The organism is Pigmentiphaga litoralis (genome assembly GCF_013408655.1).
Taxonomy (GTDB): domain Bacteria; phylum Pseudomonadota; class Gammaproteobacteria; order Burkholderiales; family Burkholderiaceae_B; genus Pigmentiphaga; species Pigmentiphaga litoralis_A.
The window spans coordinates 861,199-885,130 of record NZ_JACCBP010000002.1 but is presented as its reverse complement, the minus strand read 5'-3'; the positions used below and the strand labels follow the sequence as shown (position 1 = coordinate 885,130).

The 23,932-nt window shown below is 66.3% G+C and carries 20 protein-coding genes; 8 read left to right on the top strand and 12 right to left on the bottom strand.

Annotated features, from left to right (window positions below; all coding sequences use genetic code 11):
• Nucleotides 1–9: 9 nt before the first annotated feature.
• Genes HD883_RS23975 through HD883_RS23960 form a run of 4 tightly spaced genes read right to left on the bottom strand, consistent with a single transcriptional unit; the run spans nucleotide 10 to nucleotide 4,920 of the window.
• Nucleotides 10–945: an NAD-dependent epimerase/dehydratase family protein gene (locus tag HD883_RS23975; RefSeq protein WP_179589511.1), complete on the bottom strand. Its 936-nt coding sequence runs from the start codon at nucleotides 943–945 to the stop codon at nucleotides 10–12.
• Nucleotides 946–968: 23 nt separating this feature from the next.
• A complete protein-coding gene (locus HD883_RS23970) occupies nucleotides 969–2,627 on the bottom strand; it encodes an FAD-dependent oxidoreductase (RefSeq protein WP_179589509.1) in 1,659 nt (552 codons plus the stop codon).
• 46 nt (nucleotides 2,628–2,673) lie between these two features.
• Complete coding sequence (locus HD883_RS23965; protein ID WP_179589507.1) at nucleotides 2,674–3,969, bottom strand: hypothetical protein; 1,296 nt, start codon at nucleotides 3,967–3,969, stop codon at nucleotides 2,674–2,676.
• 30 nt (nucleotides 3,970–3,999) lie between these two features.
• Nucleotides 4,000–4,920, bottom strand: a complete 921-nt coding sequence (locus tag HD883_RS23960) for an SLBB domain-containing protein (protein WP_179589505.1) — start codon at nucleotides 4,918–4,920, stop codon at nucleotides 4,000–4,002.
• A 302-nt stretch (nucleotides 4,921–5,222) separates the two neighbouring features.
• Here HD883_RS23960 and HD883_RS23955 point away from each other — a divergent pair, with 302 nt between their 5' ends.
• Nucleotides 5,223–6,008 (top strand): WecB/TagA/CpsF family glycosyltransferase, encoded by a 786-nt coding sequence (locus HD883_RS23955; RefSeq protein WP_179589503.1) that lies wholly within the window; start codon nucleotides 5,223–5,225, stop codon nucleotides 6,006–6,008.
• 48 nt (nucleotides 6,009–6,056) lie between these two features.
• Nucleotides 6,057–7,445 carry an undecaprenyl-phosphate glucose phosphotransferase gene (locus tag HD883_RS23950; RefSeq protein WP_179589501.1) on the top strand — a complete coding sequence of 463 codons (1,389 nt, stop codon included), beginning with the start codon at nucleotides 6,057–6,059 and terminating at the stop codon, nucleotides 7,443–7,445.
• A 96-nt stretch (nucleotides 7,446–7,541) separates the two neighbouring features.
• On the opposite strand, the gene HD883_RS23945 is transcribed toward HD883_RS23950, so the two are convergent.
• Nucleotides 7,542–8,570, bottom strand: coding sequence for a Bug family tripartite tricarboxylate transporter substrate binding protein (locus HD883_RS23945; protein WP_179589499.1), 1,029 nt, complete (start codon nucleotides 8,568–8,570; stop codon nucleotides 7,542–7,544).
• A 206-nt stretch (nucleotides 8,571–8,776) separates the two neighbouring features.
• Here HD883_RS23945 and HD883_RS23940 point away from each other — a divergent pair, with 206 nt between their 5' ends.
• Entirely contained in the window at nucleotides 8,777–9,511 is a 735-nt protein-coding gene (locus tag HD883_RS23940) for a hypothetical protein (RefSeq protein WP_179589497.1), read from the top strand.
• 11 nt (nucleotides 9,512–9,522) lie between these two features.
• A complete protein-coding gene (locus HD883_RS23935; protein WP_306455942.1) occupies nucleotides 9,523–9,675 on the top strand; it encodes a rubredoxin in 153 nt (50 codons plus the stop codon).
• A 37-nt stretch (nucleotides 9,676–9,712) separates the two neighbouring features.
• On the opposite strand, the gene HD883_RS23930 is transcribed toward HD883_RS23935, so the two are convergent.
• Nucleotides 9,713–11,203 (bottom strand): EAL domain-containing protein, encoded by a 1,491-nt coding sequence (locus tag HD883_RS23930; protein WP_179589493.1) that lies wholly within the window; start codon nucleotides 11,201–11,203, stop codon nucleotides 9,713–9,715.
• A 278-nt stretch (nucleotides 11,204–11,481) separates the two neighbouring features.
• On the opposite strand from HD883_RS23930, the gene HD883_RS23925 reads away from it, so the two are divergent.
• Nucleotides 11,482–13,560, top strand: coding sequence for a putative bifunctional diguanylate cyclase/phosphodiesterase (locus HD883_RS23925; protein ID WP_179589491.1), 2,079 nt, complete (start codon nucleotides 11,482–11,484; stop codon nucleotides 13,558–13,560).
• A gap of 66 nt (nucleotides 13,561–13,626) precedes the next feature.
• Here the strand turns inward: HD883_RS23925 and HD883_RS23920 are convergent, their stop codons facing one another.
• Nucleotides 13,627–14,031 (bottom strand): DUF4148 domain-containing protein, encoded by a 405-nt coding sequence (locus HD883_RS23920; RefSeq protein WP_179589489.1) that lies wholly within the window; start codon nucleotides 14,029–14,031, stop codon nucleotides 13,627–13,629.
• Between the two features lie 444 nt (nucleotides 14,032–14,475).
• Between HD883_RS23920 and HD883_RS23915 the strand changes: the two genes are divergently transcribed.
• The 3 genes from HD883_RS23915 to HD883_RS23905 are packed head-to-tail and all read left to right on the top strand — an operon-like array spanning nucleotide 14,476 to nucleotide 18,515.
• Nucleotides 14,476–15,510 (top strand): glycosyltransferase family 4 protein, encoded by a 1,035-nt coding sequence (locus HD883_RS23915; protein ID WP_179589487.1) that lies wholly within the window; start codon nucleotides 14,476–14,478, stop codon nucleotides 15,508–15,510.
• 2 nt (nucleotides 15,511–15,512) lie between these two features.
• A complete protein-coding gene (locus HD883_RS23910) occupies nucleotides 15,513–16,589 on the top strand; it encodes a glycosyltransferase family 4 protein (RefSeq protein ID WP_179589485.1) in 1,077 nt (358 codons plus the stop codon).
• A gap of 9 nt (nucleotides 16,590–16,598) precedes the next feature.
• Nucleotides 16,599–18,515, top strand: a complete 1,917-nt coding sequence (locus HD883_RS23905) for an HAD-IIB family hydrolase (RefSeq protein ID WP_179589483.1) — start codon at nucleotides 16,599–16,601, stop codon at nucleotides 18,513–18,515.
• Between the two features lie 9 nt (nucleotides 18,516–18,524).
• Here the strand turns inward: HD883_RS23905 and HD883_RS23900 are convergent, their stop codons facing one another.
• From HD883_RS23900 to HD883_RS23880, 5 genes are all read right to left on the bottom strand, one after another.
• On the bottom strand, nucleotides 18,525–19,223 hold the full coding sequence (locus HD883_RS23900) for a fumarylacetoacetate hydrolase family protein (protein ID WP_179589481.1): 699 nt from the start codon (nucleotides 19,221–19,223) through the stop codon (nucleotides 18,525–18,527).
• 18 nt (nucleotides 19,224–19,241) lie between these two features.
• Complete coding sequence (locus HD883_RS23895) at nucleotides 19,242–20,432, bottom strand: FAD-dependent monooxygenase (protein ID WP_179589479.1); 1,191 nt, start codon at nucleotides 20,430–20,432, stop codon at nucleotides 19,242–19,244.
• Nucleotides 20,433–20,625: 193 nt separating this feature from the next.
• Nucleotides 20,626–22,380, bottom strand: coding sequence for an L-aspartate oxidase (locus HD883_RS23890; protein WP_179589478.1), 1,755 nt, complete (start codon nucleotides 22,378–22,380; stop codon nucleotides 20,626–20,628).
• Nucleotides 22,377–23,024: a fumarate hydratase C-terminal domain-containing protein gene (locus HD883_RS23885; protein WP_179589476.1), complete on the bottom strand. Its 648-nt coding sequence runs from the start codon at nucleotides 23,022–23,024 to the stop codon at nucleotides 22,377–22,379. The genes HD883_RS23890 and HD883_RS23885 overlap by 4 nt, the downstream gene beginning before the upstream one ends.
• Nucleotides 23,025–23,026: 2 nt before the next feature.
• The gene (locus tag HD883_RS23880; RefSeq protein ID WP_179589474.1) at nucleotides 23,027–23,902 is read right to left on the bottom strand and encodes a fumarate hydratase; all 876 of its coding nucleotides are present in this window, start codon (nucleotides 23,900–23,902) and stop codon (nucleotides 23,027–23,029) included.
• Nucleotides 23,903–23,932: the final 30 nt, after the last annotated feature.

The following is a 23,932-nucleotide window of genomic DNA, read 5'->3' as shown; positions in this document are numbered from 1 at the left end:
CTCCTGGGTTCATGACGTGGCCCGCAGGCCGGCTTCCAGCGGCGTCCACCGCAGGCCCAACACGGTCTCGGCCGCGTCGGGCACCAGCGCGATGTCCTGCTGCCACAAGGCCAGCATCGACGGGCTCAACACGGCCGGGGTGTGGCGCAGGCCCAGCTTGCCGCCTATCTTTTCCAGGACCTTGAGCGGGATGGCTGCCCGGCGTTCGATGGACAGCCGGCGCGGCGTGATGCGTTTGACCGGCACGGCGCCCAGCGCGCGGCCGTACTGCACGAAATAGTCGTTCCAGCGGGGGGCGTCGCGCATCGCGAGGTTGAAGGCGCGGCCGGCGGCTTGTGGACGGCGCAGTGCGGCTTCCACGGCGGCCACCACATCATCGATATAGACCAGGTTGCTGCAGCCGTCCCCTGCCAGACCCAGGTCGCCAATACGTCGGGCCCGCAGCAGTTCGGCGATGCGGATCGACCACTGCGTGCTGCCGGGTCCGTAGATGCAGCCGGGCCGCAGCATGACGGCGCCGGGCAGATCGCCCAGCAGTTGTTCGGTCTCGACCTTGGCGCTCGAATACGGGCCGACGTCGCCCAGCAACGGGTGCGATTCATCGACCTTGCCGAGCGCGGATCCGTACACGGCCATGGAACTGAAGTGCACCACCGGGCGCGTTGGGCCAGGGGCATCGAGCAGCGCCTGCCGCAACGCGCGGGCACTGGCCACCATGACCTCGGCGGACGCGGCCACGCAATTCACGACGGCGTCGGCCTCGCGCACCGCGGCGCCCAATGCCGACGCATCGGCGGCGTCGAAGGTGACGTTGCGTGCGCCGGACAGGGACACCGGGCGGCGCGTCGCGGCGATCGGTGTGGCCCAGTCCGCCGCGGCCAGCCGCGCCACGATCTTGCGGCCGACAAAGCCGTTGGCGCCAAGTATCAATACGTTCAGTGTCATAAGCGATCCGGGGCGGGCACGCGTCAGGCGGCGCGCAGGGCGTGGGTCAGGTGATCGGCCATGCGCAGCGCGAACGCCACGATGGTCAGGGTCGGGTTGGCCTGGCTGGACGTCGGGAAGACGGCCGAGCCGGCCACATACAGGTTGTCGAGTTCGTGCACGCGGCCATCGGCATTCACGACGCTGGTGGCCGGGTCGGCGCCCATGCGGGCCGTGCCGATGTGGTGGCCGCCGTACGCACCGTAGCGTGTCATTTCGGCTTCGACCTCGGCCGGCGCATAGTCCAGCGTGCCGACGCCCGACGCACGGATATCGTCGGCCAGCAGCGCCAGCGCGCATTGCACGGTCTCGACATCCCGCGGCGTATAGCGCCAGTCGACCGACAGCGTGCGCATGCCCAGCACGTCGCGCGTGTCGGTCAGCGTCACGCGGCTGTCGCGATGCGGGATCTGCTCGGCATGAAAGTCGATGCTGTACCGGTGCGCCTTGGGGTGCACGATGATCGACGGAAACTTGCGCGACGCCAGCGTGCGGTCGCGGCCCCAGTGCCACAGGAATCCGATCACGCCAGGAATGTCGAGCAGCACGTTGCGCAAGTGGGCCAGCCAGGTGCCGAGGCCCGTCTTTTCATCGCCATACAGCCGCTTGGCGTACTCGTACGGCACCATGAATTTGGCCAGGCACAGCAAGGACAGGATGCCGGTGCGGTGGCGCGGGTCGGTCATGCGCGGGTGGTGCAGGCGGGCCACGAAGTTGCCGATCCGGCGCTTGCGTTGCACGCCGGGCAGCAGCGCCAGCCGGCGCCGGCAATAGATGCCTTCGTCGCTCACGTCGTAGCCATGCCAGGCATGTCGCCCCGGGGCCAGCTGCAGGCTGCCGATGGTGCCCGCCACATGGCACATGTAATAGCGGCCGACGTTGTCGTGCGTGTTGCCGATGCCCTGGCCGCTTGCACCCGGGCTGTTCAGCAGCAGGCGCACGGTTTCGAGTCCGCCCACGGCCAGCACGTAGCGGCGCGCCTGCACGGGCACGGTCACGCCGCTCAGGGTCCGCACGGTCAGGCCCGTGACCGACGTGCCCGCGTCATTCACTTCGATGGCCGTGACGTTGGCGTGCAGCACCATCCGCACGGTGGGTGCGATCGCCAGCCGGCGCCGATAACGCCAGCCGAAGTTGGTCGGACAGCTGAAGCGTTCCAGGGTGTCGGTCGAATAGTTCTGGCTCTCGAAGCCCTCCATCATGGGCGTGAGCGGCCTATGAAACGTCTCGCCGGCGCGGTACAGAAAGTCGCCCGCTTCGCACAGGGCGTTGGCTTGCGGGTAGTAGGCGGCGACCTCGTCGAACGGCACGGGCCAGGCTTCGCTGCCGATGTAGTCGCGGGCTTCGAAGTCGATCGGATCGAAGGGCATGCAGCGGCCGCCCCAGACCGTGGTCGATCCCCCCAGGCGCCGCATGCGATAGCGGTGGATGGGGCTGTGCATCTTTTCGTCAGCGACCTCGCCGCTGTACAGCGCTTGCGTGGCCTCGTCTTCCTCGTCGCCGCCGCTTTCCAGCAGCAGCACGGTCAACCCGCTGTCGGCCAGCGCCAGCGCCATCGAGATACCCGCGGCGCCCGCACCCACGATGCAGATGTCGGCGCTCAGGGGCGTGCCCGACAGCAGGTCGCGCGCGTCGATGATCATGGATGGCCCCGTATCAGGATGGGCCGGATCGCATCCGGGCGGATCGTCAGTCGTAGCACAGCGTTGTCTCCACATATCTTGGCGGCGCGCAGTCCGGGCTGCGCAGCAGCCGCTCGGGCTGGCCTGCGCCGCCGTTTTCCGTCATCAGGGTCAGGCCCACGCGCACCACGGTGCTGGTCGAGCTCGGATAGTTGCGGCCTTCAACCTTGTCCTGCCAGCCGTCCACGGTCAGCTTCATGTTGCGGGTGACCGCCCATTCCACGCGCGGGCCGAACCGCAGCGCCTCGCTGCTGCCATCATTGATGGCGGCCAGCCGCGTGTTCTTCTGGTTTTCGCGGACCACATTGAAGGACAGCCACAGCTTGTCGGTGTATTGCCAGCGGATCGACGCGCGCGCGCCGGTCAGCGTCGAATACAGAATGCCGGGATCTTCTTCGTTCGCGTAAGGCCGGTGCCAGACGGCCACGTCGAACCGCGTCTTGGGCGAGTACTGCCAGGCGGCCTTGGCGTCCACCGTGATCAGACTGGTGTTGCGGTCGGTCAGGGTCTCGTAGCTGCGCTGCCGGTAGCCGATCCGGCTCGACAGCATGGTCTTGGCGCTATAGACCCACTGGGCATCCACAAAGGCTTCGCGATCCGCATAGCGGTTGTCGACCTGGGCGATCAGGCCCGGGGTCCGATCGATGTAGTCGACTCGCGACTGCATCAATCCCGCCTGCACGTAGCTTGCCCCCCAACCGCTATAACGCGCGGCCACCTGCACCCGATTTTCGTTGCGGTTGTACAGCGTCGCGTTGAGCGGATATTCATACCGCAGCGAATTGCGCGACACGCTCAGTTGCGGCAAGGTCAGCGATTCCGTCACGCGCAGCCCGACGTCGGCAAACACGTTGCGGCTGTCCACCAGATCGCGATCGGGCGCGCTCAAGGACAGGAAACGGTTCAGGCGTTCTTCCTGGCCCAATCCGACCGATCCTTGGAACAGCCTGCCTGCCCGCCACTGAAAGGCTGTGTCCAGGCGCTTGGGTTGATGCGTCAGCTGGGGATGCCGGTCGTACACTGCGCTGCCAAAGCTGCCCGACGCCACGAACCGGGTGCGATCCGACAGCAGCGGCACGATGACCGCGCCGCTGATCTCATTGAGCCGGACGGTGTCGGGCCCGTAGAAGCCGCGCTCTGCGTCGGACACGCGGAACGGGTTGCTCAGGCGCTGCAGGGAACTGTCGGCTTTCAGCACGTAATCGATGAACTCGGGAAAGTCGGCGGCGGCAGCGGGCGGGATGACGCCAAGCGCGCACACGCAGGCCGGCCCCGCCAGCCACCGGGCGCGACGCATCGTCATACGAGAGCCGCCGCGTACCGGGGCAATCGATCAGAAAATGCGCTCGTCCACATGGATCACGTCCCCCGGCTGCACGGGGTCGGTCAGCCTGACGCGCATCTTGCGGGTCTCCCCGGTCGTGGCGTCCTTGCGGCTGATGTCGATGCGGCGATCGGACGCGCGGGCGTTGAGCCCGCCCGCCAATGCCAGCGCACGCATCACATCCAGTCCGGCTTCCATCGGGTAAGCACCGGACTTGCCAACTTCGCCATAGACAAAGAAGCGCGCCACCTGGGGGAGGTAGACGATGTCGCCCGGCTGCAAGGCCATGTCCTGGATCTGCAGCGACGGCAACTGCCGGTTGCCGATGGCGATCTGCAGACGCTGCTGCGCCGCATCGGGCGTGGCGCCCCGCCGCAGCACCACGGCATGGTCTTCGGCCAGGTCCTTGGGCCCGCCGGCCACGGCCAGCAGTTCCAGCAGGGTCATCTGTCCTTCAAGGGGATACCGGCCCGGCCGGGCGATCTCGCCAAGCAGCGACACCATGCGGCTGCGCACACGGACCACTTCGACGGCGATCTGCGGGTCGCGCAAGTAACCCTGCGTCTTCATCTGTTCGGCAATCCGCTGGCCGACCTGGGTGGGCGACAGCGTGGCCACGGCCACCGGGCCGATGAAGGGCACGACGATCCGGCCATCCACGTCCACCGTCACCTGCACCGACAGTTCCGGCCGGCCGTATACCGTCATATAGAGGGTGTCGCCCGGGCCGACCGTGGCGACAGCGCCGCCTTCGACTTCGGACATGGACATGGTGGAAGGGGCCAGGCGGCCGGGATGCAGCGTGGTCTGCGCCACGGCCGGAACGGCGGCACACAACATGGCGGCCCACAACATGGCGGCACACCACGTGACCGCGCACAACGTGGCGCCACGCAGGGCGGCCCCCAGGGTATTCCGGCGCAACGTCATCCTGCTTGCCAACACATGTTCTCCTGTATCGCCGTCATTCAGGCGGCGCCTGTAGATTGTTGGCAACCCGGGCGGCAATGGAAAGGCCGACAGGCCTCAGTTGCACCGATACAACGCACGGTTGTGGCATTGCTGCATAACCCGCGGTTAAGTCCCGAAAAAGGGGTGTAACCGAAGGATGCATACTGCAATTGTACCGTAAGCTATTTGGATGAATTGACAGGTTGACGGCGCGAAATTTGTCTCGCCAACAGCGACTGTCGCAGCCGAATTTCATCCCTTAGCTTGCGCCCACCGCACACGTGAAACCCACTCCCTCCCAGCCTGCCGGCAGCATCCGCCTGTTCGATCTCAATGTTCGTCCAGTGACCCTCAAGCAGGCGGTCGACCTGCTTGCTGCGTGGATCACCGAACGGCATAGCCGTGGGGGCGTCGTGGTCACGCCCAACGTCGATCACATCGTGCGGATGGCCAAGGCGGCGCCCGAATTCCGTGAAAGTTATGCCTCGGCCGAATTCATTTTTGCCGACGGCATGCCCGTCGTCTGGGCCAGCCGCCTGCTGGGCCGGCCGCTGCCGGAACGGGTCACCGGCGCCGATCTGTTCGTCGCGCTGTGCAACGAGGCCACAAGCCGCAATTGGCGGGTATCGGTCATTGGCGGTATTCCCGGAACTGAAAAAACGCTTGAAGACCGATTCCGGGATTACTACCCCGGCATCGACATCCAGGTGCATTGCCCGTCCATGAGCTTCGACCCGCTGGGCCCCGAAGGCCAGGCCGCGGCGGACCTGCAGCGCGCCCGCGCCCCCCACCTGCTGTTCGTCTGCCTGGGCATGCCCAAGCAGGAAGTCTGGTCCCTGCATTACGGCCCGACGCTGCCGGGCAGCCTGATCCTGTGCGTGGGCGCGGCCATGGAATTCGGCATCGGCCTGCAGCGCCGCGCGCCGCGCTTCGTGCAGAAGGCCGGCATGGAGTGGGCCTGGCGCCTGCTCTCCAATCCCAAACGCTTCTGGCGCCGTTACCTGGTCGACGATCCGCGATTCGCCCGCATGTGCTGGCGCGAATGGCGGCAGAACGCACGGCCATGAGGCCCGCTTTCCCGTCGTTTCCCTGTCTTACCATCTGTTGACCACGCCATGACCCACAGAGAAAAACACACGCAGCATCAGCGCCTGTTCTTCTACATGGTTGGCGTCGGCGCGGCCGTCGTCGCCCTGTTCGGCTACTTCGCGGCGGCCGCTTTCGAACGCTATCCGCTTGCCGACCTGGACCTCATGAAGGCCGCGATCATCGCGGTGTCCACCTGTGTCCTGTTCTACCAGTTCGACCAATTGCTCAGTACACGTGAAATGAGCTACATGCTCGGCCGCGCCAGCCTGCGCTGGGTGCAGGTGGTGATGGTGGTGCTGCTGGCCTATGTGCTGCTTCCCGAACCCGACCGCGACCACATGCGCGAAGTCATGCAGCTGTGGGCCATCGGCACCTGGCCGCTGATCCTGGGCGCGCTCGCCCTGATGCGCCTGAGCGCCGTGCGCCTGTACAGCGGCGCCGATGCGCGCCGCGCAATCTTCATCCAGCCCGGCCGCCAGTCGCGCACGCTGGCCCTGCGGCTGGCGCGCTCGCCCATGCTCGGCATTCGCATCGACGGCTATTTCGGCCGCCCCTACAAGGGTGAACAAGGCGCCGTCAAACGGCTGGGCGGACTCGATGAACTCGACAACTATCTGCGCACGACGCCCTGTCAGGTCGTGTTCCTGGGCACGGGTCTGATCACCGACCCGCAGGCCACGCCCATCATGGACCGCCTGGGCGACACCACCGCTGCGATCTACTTCGTGCCCGAATCGCCGCGCGAAAGCCCCTTCCAGATCAACGTGGCGGACATTGCCGGCGTGCCCCTGCTGGCCCTGCACGAAACCGAAATCCTGGGCATGTCGCGGGTTCTCAAACGTGCGTTTGACGTCGTGGTCGCCCTGGGCATGCTGCTGGTCTTCGGGCTGCCGATGATCCTGATCGCGATCGGCATCAAGCGCACGTCGCCGGGCCCGGTGTTCTTTCGCCAGATCCGTTACGGTCAGGACGGCAAGCCGATCAGCATCTACAAGTTCCGGTCCATGCACGTCCACCTGCCCGAAGCCGCCAAGGTGCAGCAGGCCACGCGGGGCGACCCGCGCATCACGCCGCTGGGGCGCTTCATCCGCAAGACGTCACTGGACGAACTGCCGCAGATCCTGAACGTGCTCGATGGCAGCATGAGCCTGGTCGGCCCGCGGCCCCATGCGGCGGAACACAACGAACTGTACCGACAGCAGATCAAGGGCTACATGCTGCGGCATACCGTCAAGCCGGGCATTACCGGCTGGGCGCAGGTCAATGGCCTGCGCGGCGAAACGGACACGCTGGACAAGATGATGCAGCGAGTCGAACACGACCGGTACTACATCCAGAACTGGTCGCTGTGGCTGGACATCAAGATCATTGCGCGCACTGCCCTGCTGGTGGTGCGGGACCGCAGCGCGTTCTAGTTTCCAGGAAAGGCTGCGGCGGCCACGGCCTCCGCAGTGCGGCGTCATCGCACGTCATGATGCGGCACGCGGCGTCATTCCACCGCGCCGCGCCACCTACTCCAGCGTGATGCCCGCTGCCTTGATCACCGGCGCCCACTTGGCGTCTTCGTCTTTCAGGAAGCGCGAGAACTCGGCCGGCCCCATCGCGGCGGGCGTCAGGCCCTGTTCGATCAGCTTGGCTTTCAGGTCAGGCGACGCCATCACGGTCTGAATGGTCGTGACCAGTTTGGTGACGACGGCAGGCGGCATGCCGGCCGGCCCGGATATCCCGAACCACGCTTCGCCGACCGTACCGGGCACCACCTCATTCATGGTCGGCACGTCGGGCAGGTCAGGCAAACGCTTCGCCCCACTGACGGCCAGGATGCGCACCTTGCCCGACTTGGCCTGCGCCGCCGCAACGCCCGGATTGTTGAAAATCGCATCCAGTTGCCCGCCAAGCAGATCGTTGATGGCCGCGCCCGTGCCCTTGTACGGCACATGCGTCATCTTGAGATTGGCTTTCTGCTTGAGCAGTTCGCCCGTCAGGAAGCCTGCGGACCCCACGCCTGCCGACCCGTAGTTGTAGGTGCCGTTGGCGTTCTGCGCGAGGGTGACGAATTCCTTGAAGCTTTTGGCCGGATGGTCGCTGCGCACGACCAGGCCATTCGCAAATGTGCCGATCATGACCATGTGTGTGAAGTCATCGATCGGCCGGTACGACACCTTCTGGCCCAGCAACGGGCCGGTGGTGATGGCCGCGCCGTTGGTCAACACCAGGAAGTAGCCCTTGGGGTCGGCCTTGGCGCCCGCGTCGGTGCCAAGAATGGACCCCGCCCCGCCCTTGTTTTCGATAAAGACGGTCTGGCCCAGCGCCTCGCTCAGGCTGCTGGCGACCAGGCGGGCCACCACGTCGCTGGTGCCGCCCGGCGCGAACGGCACGATCAGCTTGATCGGGTGATCCGGATACGCCCCCTGTGCCCAGGCCGATGCGGCGGGCAGTGCGGTGGCGGCAAGCCCGACTGCGCAGGCCATCGTTGCGCCCTTGCCCACGCGGATCGCGCGTCGGGCTGGCCCCTGTCCATCGTTCAAACGTAAGCGCATGACTTTGTCCGGATAATGTTCAGCCAAGCTTGATATTCCGGCACCGGCGGCGTCAGCGTCAAGCCCCAATGTCATATCGACCGGACAATAGGAGCGGCGCGCGGCCACCGCCGCCGACCCTTGACATTGTCCGGACGATTCACCTAAGGTGAAGTGGCCAACGCGGTCCATCCGGGCCGCGCGCGCGCGTCTGACGGAGCCCGAGCATGGTTATCGCCGTATCGAACGAGACTGCCCGCACGCAGTCCGCCGCGCTTGTCCAGGCCGGCCTCATTCCGGCCTATCGCATCGAGTACATCGGCGCCAAACCCGACCGTGGCGGCGCCGGGCGGCCCCAGGCCTTCACGGTGGAAATGAGCCCGAACAAGAAGGTCGGCGCGCATTACCACACGGTGTCGCAATACCAGGTGATCCTGCGGGGCGACGGCCACATCGGCAGCCACCCGGTATCGACCTATTCCGTCCACTACACCGACCCCTACACCACCTACGGGCCGCTGGTGGCCGGACCCGACGCGCTGCACTACATGACGCTGCGCGCGGCAGGCGATCCGGGGCCGCAATACCTGGCTAAACCCGGGGTGAAGGAAGCGATCCGCCCGTCGCGGCGGCGGTTCCTGCTGAGCACCGACATCCGCTCGTCCACGCCCGACGAAGCGGCGGCATTGACGGCGCCGCACATCGAGATGCTGCTGGAGCCGAACGACGACGGCGTGGCCTCCACGATGTATCGCCTCGGGCCGAACATGACGGCGCGCGGCCCCGATCCGTCATTGGGCGGCGGGCATTACTTCATGGTGATCGGCGGCGCCCTGGACTACGACGGGGAACGGCTCGACATCGACTCCACCCTGTTCGTCGAAGCCGACGATCCGGCACTGATGTTGCGCGCGGGCGATGCCGGTGCGGACGTCCTTTTTCTGCAGTTCCCCAAACCATGACGATCCGGCGCATGCACTGCATGAAGTGCAATTACGTGTTCGACGAAACGATGGGGGATCCGGAAGACGGCATCGTCGCGGGCACCCATTGGGAAGACATTCCGGACGCGTGGGCCTGCCCGAATTGCTCGGCCGGGAAAGAGGAATTCCGCGAGGAAACCTGAAGCCGGGCAGCACGGGCCTGGCGTTCAGCCCGCCACTTCAGCCCGCCGGGAACAGCCGGCTCGCCTCCACCGGCGAGCCGAACAGCCACCCCTGCCCCAACGCATCGGCATCGATGTCCGCCACGATGCGCGCCTGCGCATCGGTTTCGATGCCTTCGATCACCAGCCCCAGCGACAGCGTGCGGGCCATCGCCACCATCTGCGGCATCAGGCTTTGCGCCGCGCCGTCTTCCAGCGCCAGCGTAAAACTGCGGTCGATCTTGATCATGTCCACCTGCAATTGGGCAAGGTAGGACAGGCTCGAATAATCGGTGCCGAAGTCGTCGATATACACCGCGTGCCCGGCCTTGCGCAGCGTCTGGATGCCGCGGCCGATGGCCTCGCGATCCGCGGTGGACCGCTCGGTCAGCTCGAAGCCGATCGCGCCGGGCGACACGCCCGCGGCATGCAATTCCTGCCGCACAAAGGCCGCAAAGGTCGGGTCCAGCACGTCCCTGGCGGACACGTTCACCGTAACGCGAAAGCCCGGGCGCGCGCGCAGTCCGTCGGCCAGTTCCGCCAGCACCCGCCGCAGCACGAAGCGCGTCACTTCCGAGATGAACCCTTCTTCTTCGGCCACGGCAATGAACACATCGGGGCTGATGGCGTCGCCCCGGTTGTCGCGCCACCGGATCAGGGATTCGGCGCCCACCCGCTGGCGGTCGGCCAGCCGCACGATGGGCTGATACACGATTGTCAGTTCGTTGTTGCGCAGCGCGGCGCGCAGCCGGCGCGACAAGGACCGCGACCGCGCGATCGCCGACACCAGCCCGACACCTCCCCCCAGTCCGCCAAACAATCCGAACAGGCCAAAGGCCATCACCAGCGGCGATCGCCGGGCGCTGGGCCGATCGCGCAGCGCCGCCACGATGCAGCCCGTGTGCGCGGTCGAACAGCGCACTTCGAAGCGCCGGCCGTCCAGCAGCACGGGTTCGCCCGCCACCAGGGGCCGCGAGGCCAGGCCGGCGGGCGGCATGTTCGAAATGAATACGTCGCGGCGGGTGTCGTACTCGGCGACCACCGTGTAGTCCAGGCGGGGATCGATCTTGTCCACGAACGCGTCGCGGTTCAGCACGACCGATGCATCACCTTCTTCGATCACCATGCCCCGCACACCGGGCATGCCGATCAGCGGCGTGTCGACCAGCACGCGCCGGCCGCGGCTGGTTTCATAATCCGGCCGGGCGCGATCGGTTGGCACCGCCAGCTTGCCCAGGGTCGAACTGCACAGCATTTCGTGGTCGTGCATGCGCACGGCGCTTTTGACGTTGCGGGATTCGATGACGATGCGGCGCAGCCAGGCCAGGTCGTCGTCGCTGCAGGGCGCGGCAGGCGATTGCCGGATGCGTGTCAGCGCCTGGACGATGTCGTCGCCCACCGCATCCGACCGTTCGATATACAGCTGAGCCAGACGGCCCGTGTCGTCTTCGATCTGGTCATGCAACGTGGCGACACCGGCCCACAGGCCCACCCCCAGCCCGATCGCCATGCAGGCAAGGACGCCTGACGTTGCGAAAGTAAGGGGTTGTGATGTCATCGGAAGAAAGTGGCTCGGCCGTAGAGGCGGTCAGGATACACCGTGGTGGCGCGCAACCCACACTGTGAGAATTTATGAATAAGTTCTCGGGCGGTTTTGGGTATAAAGCCGTCTGGGTGCGTGGGCTTACTACCAAGTATTAGTCCAGCGGACCTGCATGGGTCGCGTCACCCCTCACCTCATTGCTGCGTTGGCCAGCCCCGGGATTCGGGCCATGGCCTGGAGAAGTCATGCTTCCGGTCAACTATCATCCCGCGCTGGTCGTCCTGTCCATCTGCGTGGCCATCCTGGCGTCCTACACCGCGCTGGGCATGGCCAACCGCGTTCGCGCGACCGTCGGCATCGCCCGCCGGATCTGGCTGACAGGCGGCGCGCTTGCCATGGGCCTGGGCATCTGGTCGATGCACTTCATCGGCATGCTGGCGTTCAGCCTGCCCATCTCGCTGGGGTACGACGTCGGCCTGACCACGCTGTCGGTCGTGATCGCGATCGTGTCATCGGCGTTCGCCCTGAACGTGGCGAGCCAGCCGCAGTTGTCGGCCGCCAAGCTGTGCGGGGCCGCCGTGCTGATGGGCGCGGGCATTGCCGCGATGCATTACGTGGGCATGGGTGCGATGCGCATGGACCCCGGCATCTCGTATGACACGTCCGTCGTCACGCTGTCGATCGTGATTGCCATTGTCGCGTCGGGCGCGGCCCTGTGGATCGCGCGCCGCACCGACCAGGATTCCTTGCGCGAACGCCTGCTGCGCCTGGGCGCCGGCGTCATCATGGGACTGGCGATCGTCGGCATGCACTACACGGGCATGGCGGCCGCCAGCTTTCCGCTGGGCACCGTGTGCCTGGCCGCGGGCAGCGGCATGTCGGCCTCGTGGCTCGCGCTGCTGGTCACCACCGTCACGCTGGGCGTGCTGGCCATCGCGCTGGTCGCGGCCCTGCTCGATGCCCGCATGCAGCAGCGCACGGCCGCGCTGTCGTTCTCGCTGGAAGCGGCCAACGAAGAATTGATCCGCCTCGCCCTGCATGACACGCTGACCGGCCTGCCCAACCGCATCCTGCTGCAGGAACACGTCAAGCGGTCGGTCGAACAGGGCCAGCGCGGCCGCGGCATCTTCGCCGTCATGTTCGTGGACCTGGATGGATTCAAGGCGATCAATGATGCCTATGGCCACCACACCGGCGACGCGCTGCTGGTGGCGGTCGCGCAGCGCCTGCGCAGCGAATTGCGCGCGGAAGACAGCATCGCCCGGCTCGGCGGTGACGAATTCGTGGTACTGGCGTCGGCGACCGATCCGCAAGACGCGGCCCAATTGGCGCAGCGCCTGATCGACGTGGTGTCGGCGCCGGTCGCGCTGTCGGAACATCTGCTGCTGGTCACGGCCAGCATCGGCATCGCCATGTTCCCGGGCGACGGCGATTCGGGCGCCAGCCTGATGACGAACGCCGACGCGGCCATGTACCACGCCAAGAGTCTGGGCCGCGCGGGCTACTGCTTTTTCGAACCGTCGATGAACGCCAATGCGCGCGAACAGTTGCGCTTGCTGCACGACCTGCGATCGGCCGTCGCCAACAACGAATTCGAGCTGTACTACCAACCCAAGTTCGAGGCGCCGGCTGGCCCGGTCACGGGCGCCGAAGCGCTGCTGCGCTGGCACCATCCGGAACGGGGCCTGGTGCCGCCGGCCCAGTTCATTCCGATGGCGGAAAAGACGGGCCTGATCCTGACGATCGATGCCTGGGTGATCAACGAGGCGTGCCGGCAGCTGCGCGCCTGGTGCGACGCCGGCCATTCGTCATGGAACATGGCGGTCAATCTGTCGGCGCTGCAATTCCAGCATGCCGGCCTGGTCGACCTGGTGCGCGACGCCCTGACGCGGCATGGGGTGGCCCCAGAACGCCTGACGCTGGAGATTACCGAGTCGATCGCGATGCGCGACGCCGAAGCCAGCATGGACGTGCTGAACCGGCTGGTCGCCCTGGGCGTGTCGATTTCGATCGACGACTTTGGCACGGGCTACTCCAGTCTCATGTATCTGAAGCGCCTGCCGGCCACCGAACTCAAGATCGACCAGGGCTTCGTCAGCCAGCTCGAACATGATGGTGACGACGCGGCCATCATCTCGGCCATCGTTGCGCTGGGCCACAAGCTGGGCCTGAACATCGTGGCCGAAGGGGTCGAGACGCCCGAACAACAGGACTTCCTGACCCGGTTGGGCTGCAATTCCCTGCAGGGTTTCCTGCTGGGCCATCCGTTGCCTGCGGCGCAGTTCGTCACCGCCAACGCCCACATACACGAAGCGGCCGCCTGACATCCGGCAGCCGCTTCACTGTGCAAGAAGGGGGCTGGCGCCCCCTTTTTCATGCCCGCCGAGACCTTAGCGGGTCACGACGTTGCCTGGGCCGGACGCGGCCAGGCGGCTGTGATTGCCGGCATGGCGTCCTTGCGGCACGGTCTGCGCAGGCACGGGATAGGTCGCGTCGTCGAATGCAATCCCTTCGGCGCGGGCTTGCGCCAGCTCGGCACGGACAGCTTCGCGGGTCACCGCGGGATTGCTTGCCGTAGCGGGACGGGCAAACGGGCCGGGGTACTGCGCATCGGCAACGATCAGCCCGGCTTGACGGGCACGCACCAGCTCGGCCTGCACTTGGGCATGGGTCGTGTTGCTTTCCAGCGAGAAGGGGCCGGGGTAGTTGGCGTCGGTAACGACGTTGCTGTCGGCGAAGGCGTTGGCGCCTGTGACGGACAGGGCAAGAAGCAGTGCGGCGGTCGTGGTCTTCATGATCATTCCTTTATTTCTGACCGGCGGGGCGGGGCTCGTTGGCGGCGCGTGCCGGCGTCCTGAAGTGGACGGTGGCTGAAGTGCTCATAGGTCATGAGCGAGTGACGCCACTGTATTAGCGTTCGCCGTCGGGATAAACACCTACGGATCGACATCACTATTCATTCATGACAAACAATCCCTATTCCTGCGTCGGCTACGGACGACCAACCGCCGCCGCGCCCTTGGTCCATCGTGCTCATCGATCGCGGGCAGTTGTTGCGCCGGCTGCTACCGCTTCCCGACCCTGCCTTGCTTCATGCCCGCATTCGGACTGCATCTTCGGCTCAACCAATGCGCCGTCCGCCGGCACCTGCCTGACCCGTTCCAGGATGGGCATAGCGGTTGCATCGTGCGTCCGGCGGTCGCTGATGGATGCGGCCTTGACGACAGGAGTTGGCAACGATGCGTATTGCCCAGGTCGCGCCCTTGTACGAGAGCGTTCCGCCGATTGCGTATGGCGCCACCGAAAGAGTGGTGTCCTACCTGACGGAAGCCCTGGTCGCGGCCGGTCATGACGTGACCCTGTTCGCCACCGGCGACTCGCGCACGCAAGCGAAGCGGGTGGCGACGTGCGAACGCGGCCTGTGGCGCGACGCGTCCGTGTGGGACACGCAATGCCATCACGTGCGGCAACTGGAAACCGTTGCGCAGATGGCCGACCAGTTCGACATCGTGCACTTCCACGGCGAGCCCATGCATCTGCCGGTGTCCAGGCGCTTGCCCTGCCGGCACGTGACCACGATGCACGGCCTGCTGCTTCCCCCGGATCACGGCCCGCTGTACGCGATGTTTTCGGATGCGCCGCTGGTGTCGATCAGCGACGACCAACGCACGCCGCTGCCATCGGCCAATTGGCAAGCCACGATCCATCACGGCATGCCGCCCGACGTGCTGCCCTTCAACGCCGCAGGAGGCGACTACCTGGTCTTCCTGGGCCGGATGATGCCGTCCAAACGCCCCGACCTGGCCATCGAGATCGCACGCCGCGCGGGCCTGCCGCTGAAGATGGCGGCCAAGGTGCATCCGGGTGAACAGGCCTATTTCCGGGACGAGATCGAGCCGCTCCTGGCACGGCATGGCGACGTCGTCGAGTACCTGGGCGAAGTCGGCGGCGAGGCACGCTACGCCATGCTGGCCAACGCGCGGGCCCTGCTGTTTCCGGTGGACTGGCCCGAGCCGTTCGGCATGGTGCTGATCGAGGCCATGTCCTGCGGCACGCCAGTGATCGCCTTTCGACGCGGAGCGGTGCCCGAGGTGGTCGACGACGGCGTCAGTGGACTGATCGTGGACGACGTCAACCAGGCGGTCAGCGCGGTGGAACGGATCGGCCGGCTGGACCGCGCCGGCTGCCGCCGCGCGTTCGAACGCCGCTTCACGGCCGACCGCATGGCCAATGACTACCTGACGGTGTATCGCCGTTTGCTGGAGGAGACCTGACCATGCGGATTGCGCAAGTCGCGACGCTGTATGAAACCGTGCCGCCGCAAGCCTATGGCGGCATCGAACGCGTGGTGTCCTATCTGACGGAAGAACTGGTGCGGCAGGGGCACGACGTGACGCTGTTTGCGTGCGGCGGGTCGCGCACGCACGCCAAGCTCATTGAATGCTGCCCGTGCGCGGTGCGTCTGGTTGAAGACACGGCCGATCCGCAGGCCTTCCACTTTGCGATGCTGGAAGACGTGGTGCGGCAGTCCGGCAACTTCGACCTGGCGCATTTCCACGTGGACTACCAGCACTTTCCCTTCTCGCGCCGGCTGGACTGCGCGCACCTGACGACCCTGCATTGGCGCCTGGATATTCCCGGCCTGCCGCTGCTGTATCGCGCCTTTGCCGACGTGCCGGTGGTGTCGATTTCGGAGGCGCAGCGCACGCCCCTGCCCTGGCTCAACTGGCAAGGCACCGTGCATCACGGACTGCCCACCGACCTGCTCACGGCGGGCGACGCCAGCGGCGGCTATCTGGCTTTTCTGGGCCGCATCGCGCCGTCCAAACGGCCCGATCTGGCCATCGAGATCGCGCGGCGCGCCAACGTGCCGCTGCACATCGGCGCCAAGATCGACAACGGCGATCTGCACTACTTCGAGCGCGACATTCGCCACCTGTTCAACGACCCCATCGTGCACTACCGCGGCGAACTGAACGAGGTGCAGAAGCACACGTTTCTGGGCGCCGCGCGTGCCCTGATCTTTCCGATCGACTGGCCCGAACCCTTCGGACTGGTCATGGCCGAAGCGCTGGCCTGCGGCACGCCGGTGATTGCCTTTCGTCGCGGGTCGGTGCCCGAAGTCATCGAGCATGGCGTGACCGGCTTCATTGTGGACACCGTGGACGAAGCGGTCGACGCGGTGCGCCGCCTGCCCGAGATCGACCGCCGGGCGTGCCGCGCCGCGTTCGAGGCGCGCTTCACGGCGCCCCGCATGGTGGCCGACTACCTGCCGATCTACGACCGGCTGTGCAAGGCGTCACGCCCGCGGCAGCCCCAGCCCCAGCCGGCCTGCGCGGACCTCATTTCCTAGGAGTGCATCATGCGATTCATGGCGCTTGCCACCGACTACGACAACACCCTTGCCTTTGATGGCCAGGTCGCCGATGCCACCTGGGACGCGCTCGACCGCCTGTGCGAGTCGGGCCGTCAGGTCTTCCTGGTCAGCGGACGCGAGCTGGATGACCTGCTGGCGATCTGTCCACGCATCGATCTGTTTACTCGGGTGGTGGCCGAGAACGGCGGCGTGCTGTACGACCCGGCAACCCGCGAACGCCGCCTGCTCGCCCCGGCCCCGCCACCGGAATTTGTCGAGGCCATGCGCGCCAAGGGCGTCCGGCATCTGGGCGTCAGCGAGACATTGGTCGCCACCATGAAACCGTATGACCGCGAAGCACTGGACGCCATCCGTGAACTGGGGCTGGACCTGCATGTGGTCTTCAATGGCGACGCCGTCATGGTGTTGGCGCCGGGCGTGACCAAGGGCACCGGGCTGACCGCGGCACTGGACGACACCGGCCTGTCGCCGCATAACGTGGTGGCCGTGGGCGATGCCGAAAACGACCACCATTTGCTGGCCCTGTGCGAGATGGCCGTGGCCGTCAACAATGCCTTGCCCATGCTGAAAAAGAACGCCGACTGGGTAACCGACGGCGAGCATGGCCAGGGCGTGATCGAGCTGGTGGGCGCGCTGCTGGAAGACGACCTGGCCAGCCAGGGACAGGGACGGGGACAAGGAAGGGAGCAAGGACAAGGACAAGGACAAGGACAAGGACAGCCGCGGCATGGCCTGCTCGTCGGCCAGGCCGGCGGCGACCCCTTTACCCTGCCCCCTTACGGCACCGTGGCGCTGGCCTGCGGCCCGTCCGGCAGCGGCAAATCCACGCTGACCACGGCTTTGATCGAACGGTTGGTCGAAGCGGACTACCAGGTCTGCATCCTTGATCCGGAAGGCGACTACGGCGGCTTCGAAGGCGCGGTGACCGTCGGGGACACTGATCATGCGCCGCCTGCCGACCAGGTGCTGGAACTGCTGGCGCAGCCCCGGCAAAGTGTCATCGTCAACTTGTTGCGGGTGCCGCTGGCCGACCGGCCGCATTACTTCGCCACCCTGCTGCCCCGCCTGCTGGCGCTGCGGGCCAAGACCGGCAGGCCGCACTGGCTGGTATTCGAAGAAGCGCACCACCTGTTTCCCACCGACTGGTCGCCTGCCGAACAGGCGCTGCCCGTCTCGCTGGAAACGGCCTTGGCGACCACGGTGCAACCCGATCAGCTTGCCAGGGCCTTCCTGGACCAGGTCACGACCGTGCTGGCGGTAGGCGCCAACCCGGCCGAGAGCCTGGCCGCATTCCACCGGGCGCGCAACAGTGCGGGCGCGTTACCGGGCGCGGAAGGGCCGACGCTGGAGCCGGGGCAGATGTGGGTGTGTCCCGTCGACGAGACCGGCGCCGCCAGCACCGCGGCGGATGCCGGCGCGGAGGACTCGCACGCGGCGGATGCAGGCGCGGACCGGTCACATACGGCGGAGGCCGGCACCGACCGGTCGCACGTGGCGCCCGTGGTGGTCGACATCGAACCGGGGCGCACGCACCGGCGGCGCCACGTTCGTAAGTATGCTGAAGGATTGCTGATTCCCGAACGCAGCTTCTTTTTCCGGGGGCCGGAGAACAAGCTGAATCTGCGCGCCCACAACCTGGTGCTGTTCGTGGAATTGGGCGATGGGGTGGACGACGATACCTGGACGTGGCACCTGCAGCGCGGCGACTACGCGCGCTGGTTCGAAGACGTCATTGGCGACAGCGACCTGGCGGGTGCGGCAAGGCAAGTGGAAGCAGATACCGCGCCTGACCCCACAACGAGCCGGGCGCGCATCCGCGACGCCATCGAGTCACGATACACGCAGCCCGAGAATCCCAATCTGCCGGTGATCGGCCATCATGGGGAATCGGGCGGCGGGTAATACGGCCGGTCAGCCTTCCACGCGCACCGTGATCGGCGTCAGGCCTGCTATCGTGCCGTGCATGACCTGGCCTGGCTTGACCGCGCCAACACCTTCGGGCGTGCCGGTCATGATCACGTCACCCGGTTCCAGCGTCTCGTACTGCGACAGGTAGGCAATCGATTCGGCCACCGACCAGATCAGCATGTCGATGTCGGAGCTCTGCTTGATCTGGCCGTCCACCGTGACCGCAATGGCGGCTTTGTCCGGATGGCCGATCTCGCTAACTCGCGAAACCGGGCTGATCGGCGCCGACTTGGAAAACGACTTGCCGAATTCCCAGGGGCGGCCCTTGTCGCGCGCGTCCAGCTGCAGGTCGCGGCGCGTCATGTCCAGGCCCACGGCGTAGCCATACACATGCTCCAGCGCCTGGTCGATGGCGATGTCCTTGCCGCCCGTGCCGATCACCGCCACCAGTTCGATTTCATGATGGAAGTTGCTGGTCTGGGGCGGATAGGGAATGGTGATCTCGGTCTCGCCCGCCTGCACGACGGCGTTGGCCGGCTTCATGAAAAAGAAAGGCTTCTCACGATCCGGATCGCGGCCCATTTCACGGGCATGCGCGGCGTAGTTGCGGCCCACGCAGAACACACGGTTGACGGGAAACTGATCGTCGCTGCCGACGATGTCGAGCGCAACCTGAGCAGGTTGGGCAATGGCGTAAGGCATTCGTTGGTCCTTGTGAAATTAGAGATCGATGCCGCGATAAACCCAGTCGATCTCGAAGGTGCTGCCCTTCGGGCGCTTCGTCACGATACTGTTGCGGACATCCCGCGCGCCACCACCCGCATGGCAGAAGCCGCAGAAAAAACGGGATGACAGCTGGATGCGGCCAGTGCGCAGGTAGCGTTCGTTTTCGTAGGCGACCAGGGCCGCGTCCACGTCCGGCGTCGTGGTGACCTTCCTGGCCAGTACCACCGCATCCTCCATCGCCATGCAGGCGCCCTGCGCCAGATACTGCAGGGTCGGGTGCGCCGCGTCGCCCAGCAGGGTGGCGCGGCCTAGCGACCAGCCCGGCGTGGGGTCGCGATCCTGCAGCACCCAGTGCCGGTCCTTGCGCACAAAGCCCAGCATTTTCTGCACCGACGGAATGCAGTGACTGAAGATGGCCTCCATTTCTTCGGGGCCGATCGTCTCGGCGCGCCCCGTGCGCATGGCCTCGTTCTCGACCACCGCCACGTTGTTCATGACCTTGCCGCCGCGCAGGCGGTACTGCACCAAGTGCAAATCGGGGCCGACCCACATCACCACATCGTCAGCATGCGTCGCATCTTCGATCTCTTCGATCGGCACCACGCCGCGATACGCGACCTGCCCCGCCACCCGAGGCGCACCGTCATTCAGGATGCTGGCGCGCACCCGCGACTTCAGGCCATCCGCGCCGATCAACGCCGCCCCGCGATACTGGCTGCCGTCTTCACAGACCACATCGACACCGGTCGCGTCCTGCGTGAAGCTGGCCACGCCGCGCGACGTCTCGATGCTGACGCCCGGCAACGCGCGCGCGGCGTCCAGCAGCATCTGATGCAGATCGCTGCGATGGATCACGCTATAGGGGTAGCCGTAACGTTCCTGGAACGCGTCGCCCAGTTCGATGCGGGTCAGTTCCTTCCCGTCGATGGCGTCGATCATGACCAGATTATTCGGGTAGAAGGCGACTTCCTTCAGTTTGTCCGCGATGCCCAGTTCGACCAGGATGCGGTAGGCATTCGGCCCCAGCTGCAGGCCGTAGCCGATCTCGCCCAGTTCGGCGGCGCGCTCCAGCACCCGCACGGCGCGGCCCGCGCGTCCCAGCGCCAGCGCGGTGGCAATCCCGCCAATCCCGCCGCCCGCAACAAGGATCTCGTCCGATGCCGGTGTAGAGCTGCTTCCCATCATTGTCTCGCTATCGTTATGGTTGTCGACTTCCGCCAGTCCCGTGCACTGTAGGCGCGGCGGCCTCATCGAACAATCCAATAGATTCGATAACCTCAATTCGACAATTCAATACTGCACGGGGCAGTCAGACGGATGGGCACGGTGTTGCCAAGGCGCGGCGTGCCGCGCACGCCGCGGGTTATCCCTTGGCCGGCTACACCGGGACGGGCAGCGCCGACTCGGTTTCCTCGACCGCATCGATCAGGCTCTGCCCGGGGGCGACCCGGGTAAACCGGACCGGCTCCCGGGTCAGCGCGATCCGCCCCTGGTCCAGGCGGGCCACGGTGTAGCTGGACGTGGCCAGGTCGCCCGCCTGCGGGAAGTCTTCACGGAAATGCGCCCCCCGGCTGTCTTCGCGGACCAGCGCCGCTTCGACGATGACCTGGCTGACACTGATCAGATTGCGCAGATTCAGCCAGTCATGCCAGGTCAGGTTGTAGGCCAGGGTGCCCGCCGGAATGCCGCTGGCCGCCAGTTCGGCCGACAGCGCGGCCAGCTGCGCGCGGGCGCGCGTCAAGCCGGCCGCGTCGCGCAAGATGCCCACGTCGTCCCACATGCAGGCGTACAGCGACTCGCGCAGCGCATCGAGATCGCCCGGCGGCAGCGTGGTCGGACGCAGCGTGGCCGCCACCGCCGATCCGATCGCAACGTCATCGGGCTCCCTGAAACCGGCCGTGCGCACATAGGCCGCCATGGTGTCGCCCGCGATCCCGCCGAACACGGTGGAATTGGCCACGCCGTTGCCGCCCAGCCGGTTCGCGCCGTGCACGCCGCCGGTATCTTCCCCCGCCGCGAACAGGCCAGGCAGGCCGGTCGTGCAGTCCGGCTGGAAGACCACGCCGCCCATCATGTAGTGCGCGGTCGGCACGACTTCCACCAGGCCGCCGGCCAGGTCAAAGCCACAATCGGCGCAGCGCTCCACCATGCCCTTGAACTGCTTGCGCACCGACGCCGCGCCCAGGTGATGCATCTGGATATAGACCCCGCCATGCGGCGACGTGCGGCCCGCGCGCATCTCGGCATAGATGCCCCGCGACACGATGTCGCGCGTTGCCCGTTCCTTGCGTGGGTCGTAATGCTGCATGAAGCGTTCGTGCTGGCCATTGAGCAGATAGCCCCCGGCCCCGCGCAGGCCTTCTTCGATCACCGTGCCCGTCATGCGCGTGCCACGGCCAGCCAACAGACCGGTCGGATGGAACTGCACCATTTCCATGTCGCGCAGCGGCAGCCCGGCACGCAGCGCCATGGCCATGCCGTCACAACTCTTGTCGCCCGACGGCGTGTGGTAGCGGTACATGGTCGGCCCGCCGCCGGTGGCCAACAGCACGGCCTTGGCCTGCACCAGCGTAAAGTCTCCGGTCCGCATGTCCAGCATCAGCACGCCCGCCAGCGCCGACCCATCAGCGGTCCTGATCAGTTCGACCGCGCGATGCTCTTCCAGCCGGTGGATGCCGCGCCGCCAGACCTGCTCGGCCAGCCGGTTGATGATCTCGATGCCGGTCAGGTCGCCCTTGTGCACCGTGCGGTCGAAGGTCTGCCCGGCAAACGCCTTCTGGTGCACGCTGCCATCGGCATTGCGGTCAAAGAAGCAGCCCAGTTCGTTTTCCAGTTCATGGATGCGCACCACTGCCTGCTCCACCAGGGTCCAGGCCAGGTCCTGATTGGCCAGCCACTTGCTGCCTTCGATGGTGTCCATGAAATGCCGGGGCACCGAATCGCCCGGCGCCAGCGCGACGTTGTAGCCGCCCTGCACCATGCGGGTACAGCCGCATTTGCCCAGCAGGCCTTTGACCGCAATGGTGATGTGCGCGTCCGGATTGCGTTGATGCGCATGGAGGGCCGCGAACAGGCCCGCGCCGCCCGAGCCCAGGATCAGGATGTCGGTCTGCTGCCGCGTGACGGTGGTCATGGCCGGGCTCCTGTGGGGGTGGCGGCGCCGGTGCCTTGACCTATGCCCAGCTCGGCCAGCACGCGATCGCGCTGCTGGTCGACGTCGTGCCGCACGCTGTCGTACAGACTGCCGCCATGGCTGTCCATCGCGACCCGCAGCGGGCCGAAGTGGCGGATGCGAAAGCGCCATAAGGACTCAGGGTTCAGGTCATCCATGTCGACATCTTCGATCTGTTCGATCCAGGTCGTTTCCAGCGCGGCCGTGCCGCCGACTATCGCCAGATAGGCGCCGCCCAGCTCGCGAAAGGCATCGAGCGAGCCTTCCCGCAAGCCCCCCTTCCCCACCACCAGCCGCACACCGTACTCGGTCATCAACGGCCGCGTGAAGCGCTCCATGCGGTCGGACGTGGTGGTGCCGATGCAGATCGCTTCATAGCCCGCGGGGTGGCGGTCGGACACCGGCACCTTCCTGACATTGGGCGCGGTATGGATGACCGCATGGCCATGCAGGTCCATGCGGGTCTTGCGTCCGCGATCGAACAGGTGGATCTGCGTGGCATCGCGGATGCCGTACAGGGTGTCTTCCAGGGTGACCGTGTCGTTCACTTTCAATTGCCTGACGGCGGCTTCGTCGATCGGCATGTGCAGGGTGTGATGGGTCATGATCAGAATCCGTAACGCACGCCGTCGGGCGTGAAGGTGGCCCGTGCACGCCGCGCGGAATGGCACTGCATGTTGACGGCAACCGGGTTCATCGTGATGTGGGTCGCGGCCAGTTCGATGTGCACGGCAAACGCCGTTGCGTCACCGCCAAGACCTTGCGGCCCGACGCCCAGATGATTGACGGCGGCCGACAAGGCCTGTTCCAGCGCCGCGCCGTCCGGGTCGGCGCAGGCCGATCCCAAGGGCCGCGTCGCCGCGCGTTTGGCCAGCGCCACGCACAGGTCCGATGTGCCCCCCACGCCGACGCCCACGATGGTGGGTGGACAGGTCTTGCCCCCCGCGGCAATCACGCAGTCGACCACGAAACGCTTGATGGCCTCGACGCCTTCGGCCGGCACCGCCATCTTCAGAAAGGAATTGTTTTCCGACCCGCTGCCTTTCGGGACCATGGCGAGCGACCAGGTGTCGGGGGCATCGTCGTAATCGATGTGGATCACGGGGACTTCGGCGCCGCAGGACGTGTGCTCGTTCCTGCGGGTCAGGGGATGCACGACCGATGAGCGCAGCGGATGTTCGCGCGTCGCCCGCGCGCAGCCGCGGCGGATGGCCTCTTTCAAGGCTTGCCCATCCACGGCCACGCCCCGCCCGATCGACACGGTGTAGATCGGGATGCCGGTGTCCTGGCACAGCAGATTGTCGTTGTCTTCCGCGACCGCAATGTTGGTGGTCATGGTGCGCAGGATCTCGCGCGCGCCGGGCATCGTTTCCGCGCGCTCCAGCGTGGCAAGGCCCTCCTTGATGTCGGGCGGCAGGATCTTGAGCGCGCGGATGTACAGGGTCTTGGCCGCGTCTTCGGCGGCGAGCAGGTCGATGTGCATGAAGCGTCCAGTCAATGAATAGGGGGCACG

Bases quoted from the DNA above. Each gene is read 5' to 3' on its own strand.
- HD883_RS23975 (WP_179589511.1), bottom strand. From the start codon at position 945: ATGACACTGAACGTATTGATACTTGGCGCCAACGGCTTTGTCGGCCGC.
- HD883_RS23970 (WP_179589509.1), bottom strand. From the start codon at position 2,627: ATGATCATCGACGCGCGCGACCTGCTGTCGGGCACGCCCCTGAGCGCC.
- HD883_RS23965 (WP_179589507.1), bottom strand. From the start codon at position 3,969: ATGACGATGCGTCGCGCCCGGTGGCTGGCGGGGCCGGCCTGCGTGTGC.
- HD883_RS23960 (WP_179589505.1), bottom strand. From the start codon at position 4,920: ATGACGTTGCGCCGGAATACCCTGGGGGCCGCCCTGCGTGGCGCCACG.
- HD883_RS23950 (WP_179589501.1), top strand. From the start codon at position 6,057: ATGACCCACAGAGAAAAACACACGCAGCATCAGCGCCTGTTCTTCTAC.
- HD883_RS23945 (WP_179589499.1), bottom strand. From the start codon at position 8,570: ATGCGCTTACGTTTGAACGATGGACAGGGGCCAGCCCGACGCGCGATC.
- HD883_RS23940 (WP_179589497.1), top strand. From the start codon at position 8,777: ATGGTTATCGCCGTATCGAACGAGACTGCCCGCACGCAGTCCGCCGCG.
- HD883_RS23935 (WP_306455942.1), top strand. From the start codon at position 9,523: ATGCACTGCATGAAGTGCAATTACGTGTTCGACGAAACGATGGGGGAT.
- HD883_RS23930 (WP_179589493.1), bottom strand. From the start codon at position 11,203: ATGGCGATCGGGCTGGGGGTGGGCCTGTGGGCCGGTGTCGCCACGTTG.
- HD883_RS23925 (WP_179589491.1), top strand. From the start codon at position 11,482: ATGCTTCCGGTCAACTATCATCCCGCGCTGGTCGTCCTGTCCATCTGC.
- HD883_RS23920 (WP_179589489.1), bottom strand. From the start codon at position 14,031: ATGAAGACCACGACCGCCGCACTGCTTCTTGCCCTGTCCGTCACAGGC.
- HD883_RS23915 (WP_179589487.1), top strand. From the start codon at position 14,476: ATGCGTATTGCCCAGGTCGCGCCCTTGTACGAGAGCGTTCCGCCGATT.
- HD883_RS23910 (WP_179589485.1), top strand. From the start codon at position 15,513: ATGCGGATTGCGCAAGTCGCGACGCTGTATGAAACCGTGCCGCCGCAA.
- HD883_RS23905 (WP_179589483.1), top strand. From the start codon at position 16,599: ATGCGATTCATGGCGCTTGCCACCGACTACGACAACACCCTTGCCTTT.
- HD883_RS23900 (WP_179589481.1), bottom strand. From the start codon at position 19,223: ATGCCTTACGCCATTGCCCAACCTGCTCAGGTTGCGCTCGACATCGTC.
- HD883_RS23895 (WP_179589479.1), bottom strand. From the start codon at position 20,432: ATGATGGGAAGCAGCTCTACACCGGCATCGGACGAGATCCTTGTTGCG.
- HD883_RS23890 (WP_179589478.1), bottom strand. From the start codon at position 22,380: ATGACCACCGTCACGCGGCAGCAGACCGACATCCTGATCCTGGGCTCG.
- HD883_RS23885 (WP_179589476.1), bottom strand. From the start codon at position 23,024: ATGACCCATCACACCCTGCACATGCCGATCGACGAAGCCGCCGTCAGG.
- HD883_RS23880 (WP_179589474.1), bottom strand. From the start codon at position 23,902: ATGCACATCGACCTGCTCGCCGCCGAAGACGCGGCCAAGACCCTGTAC.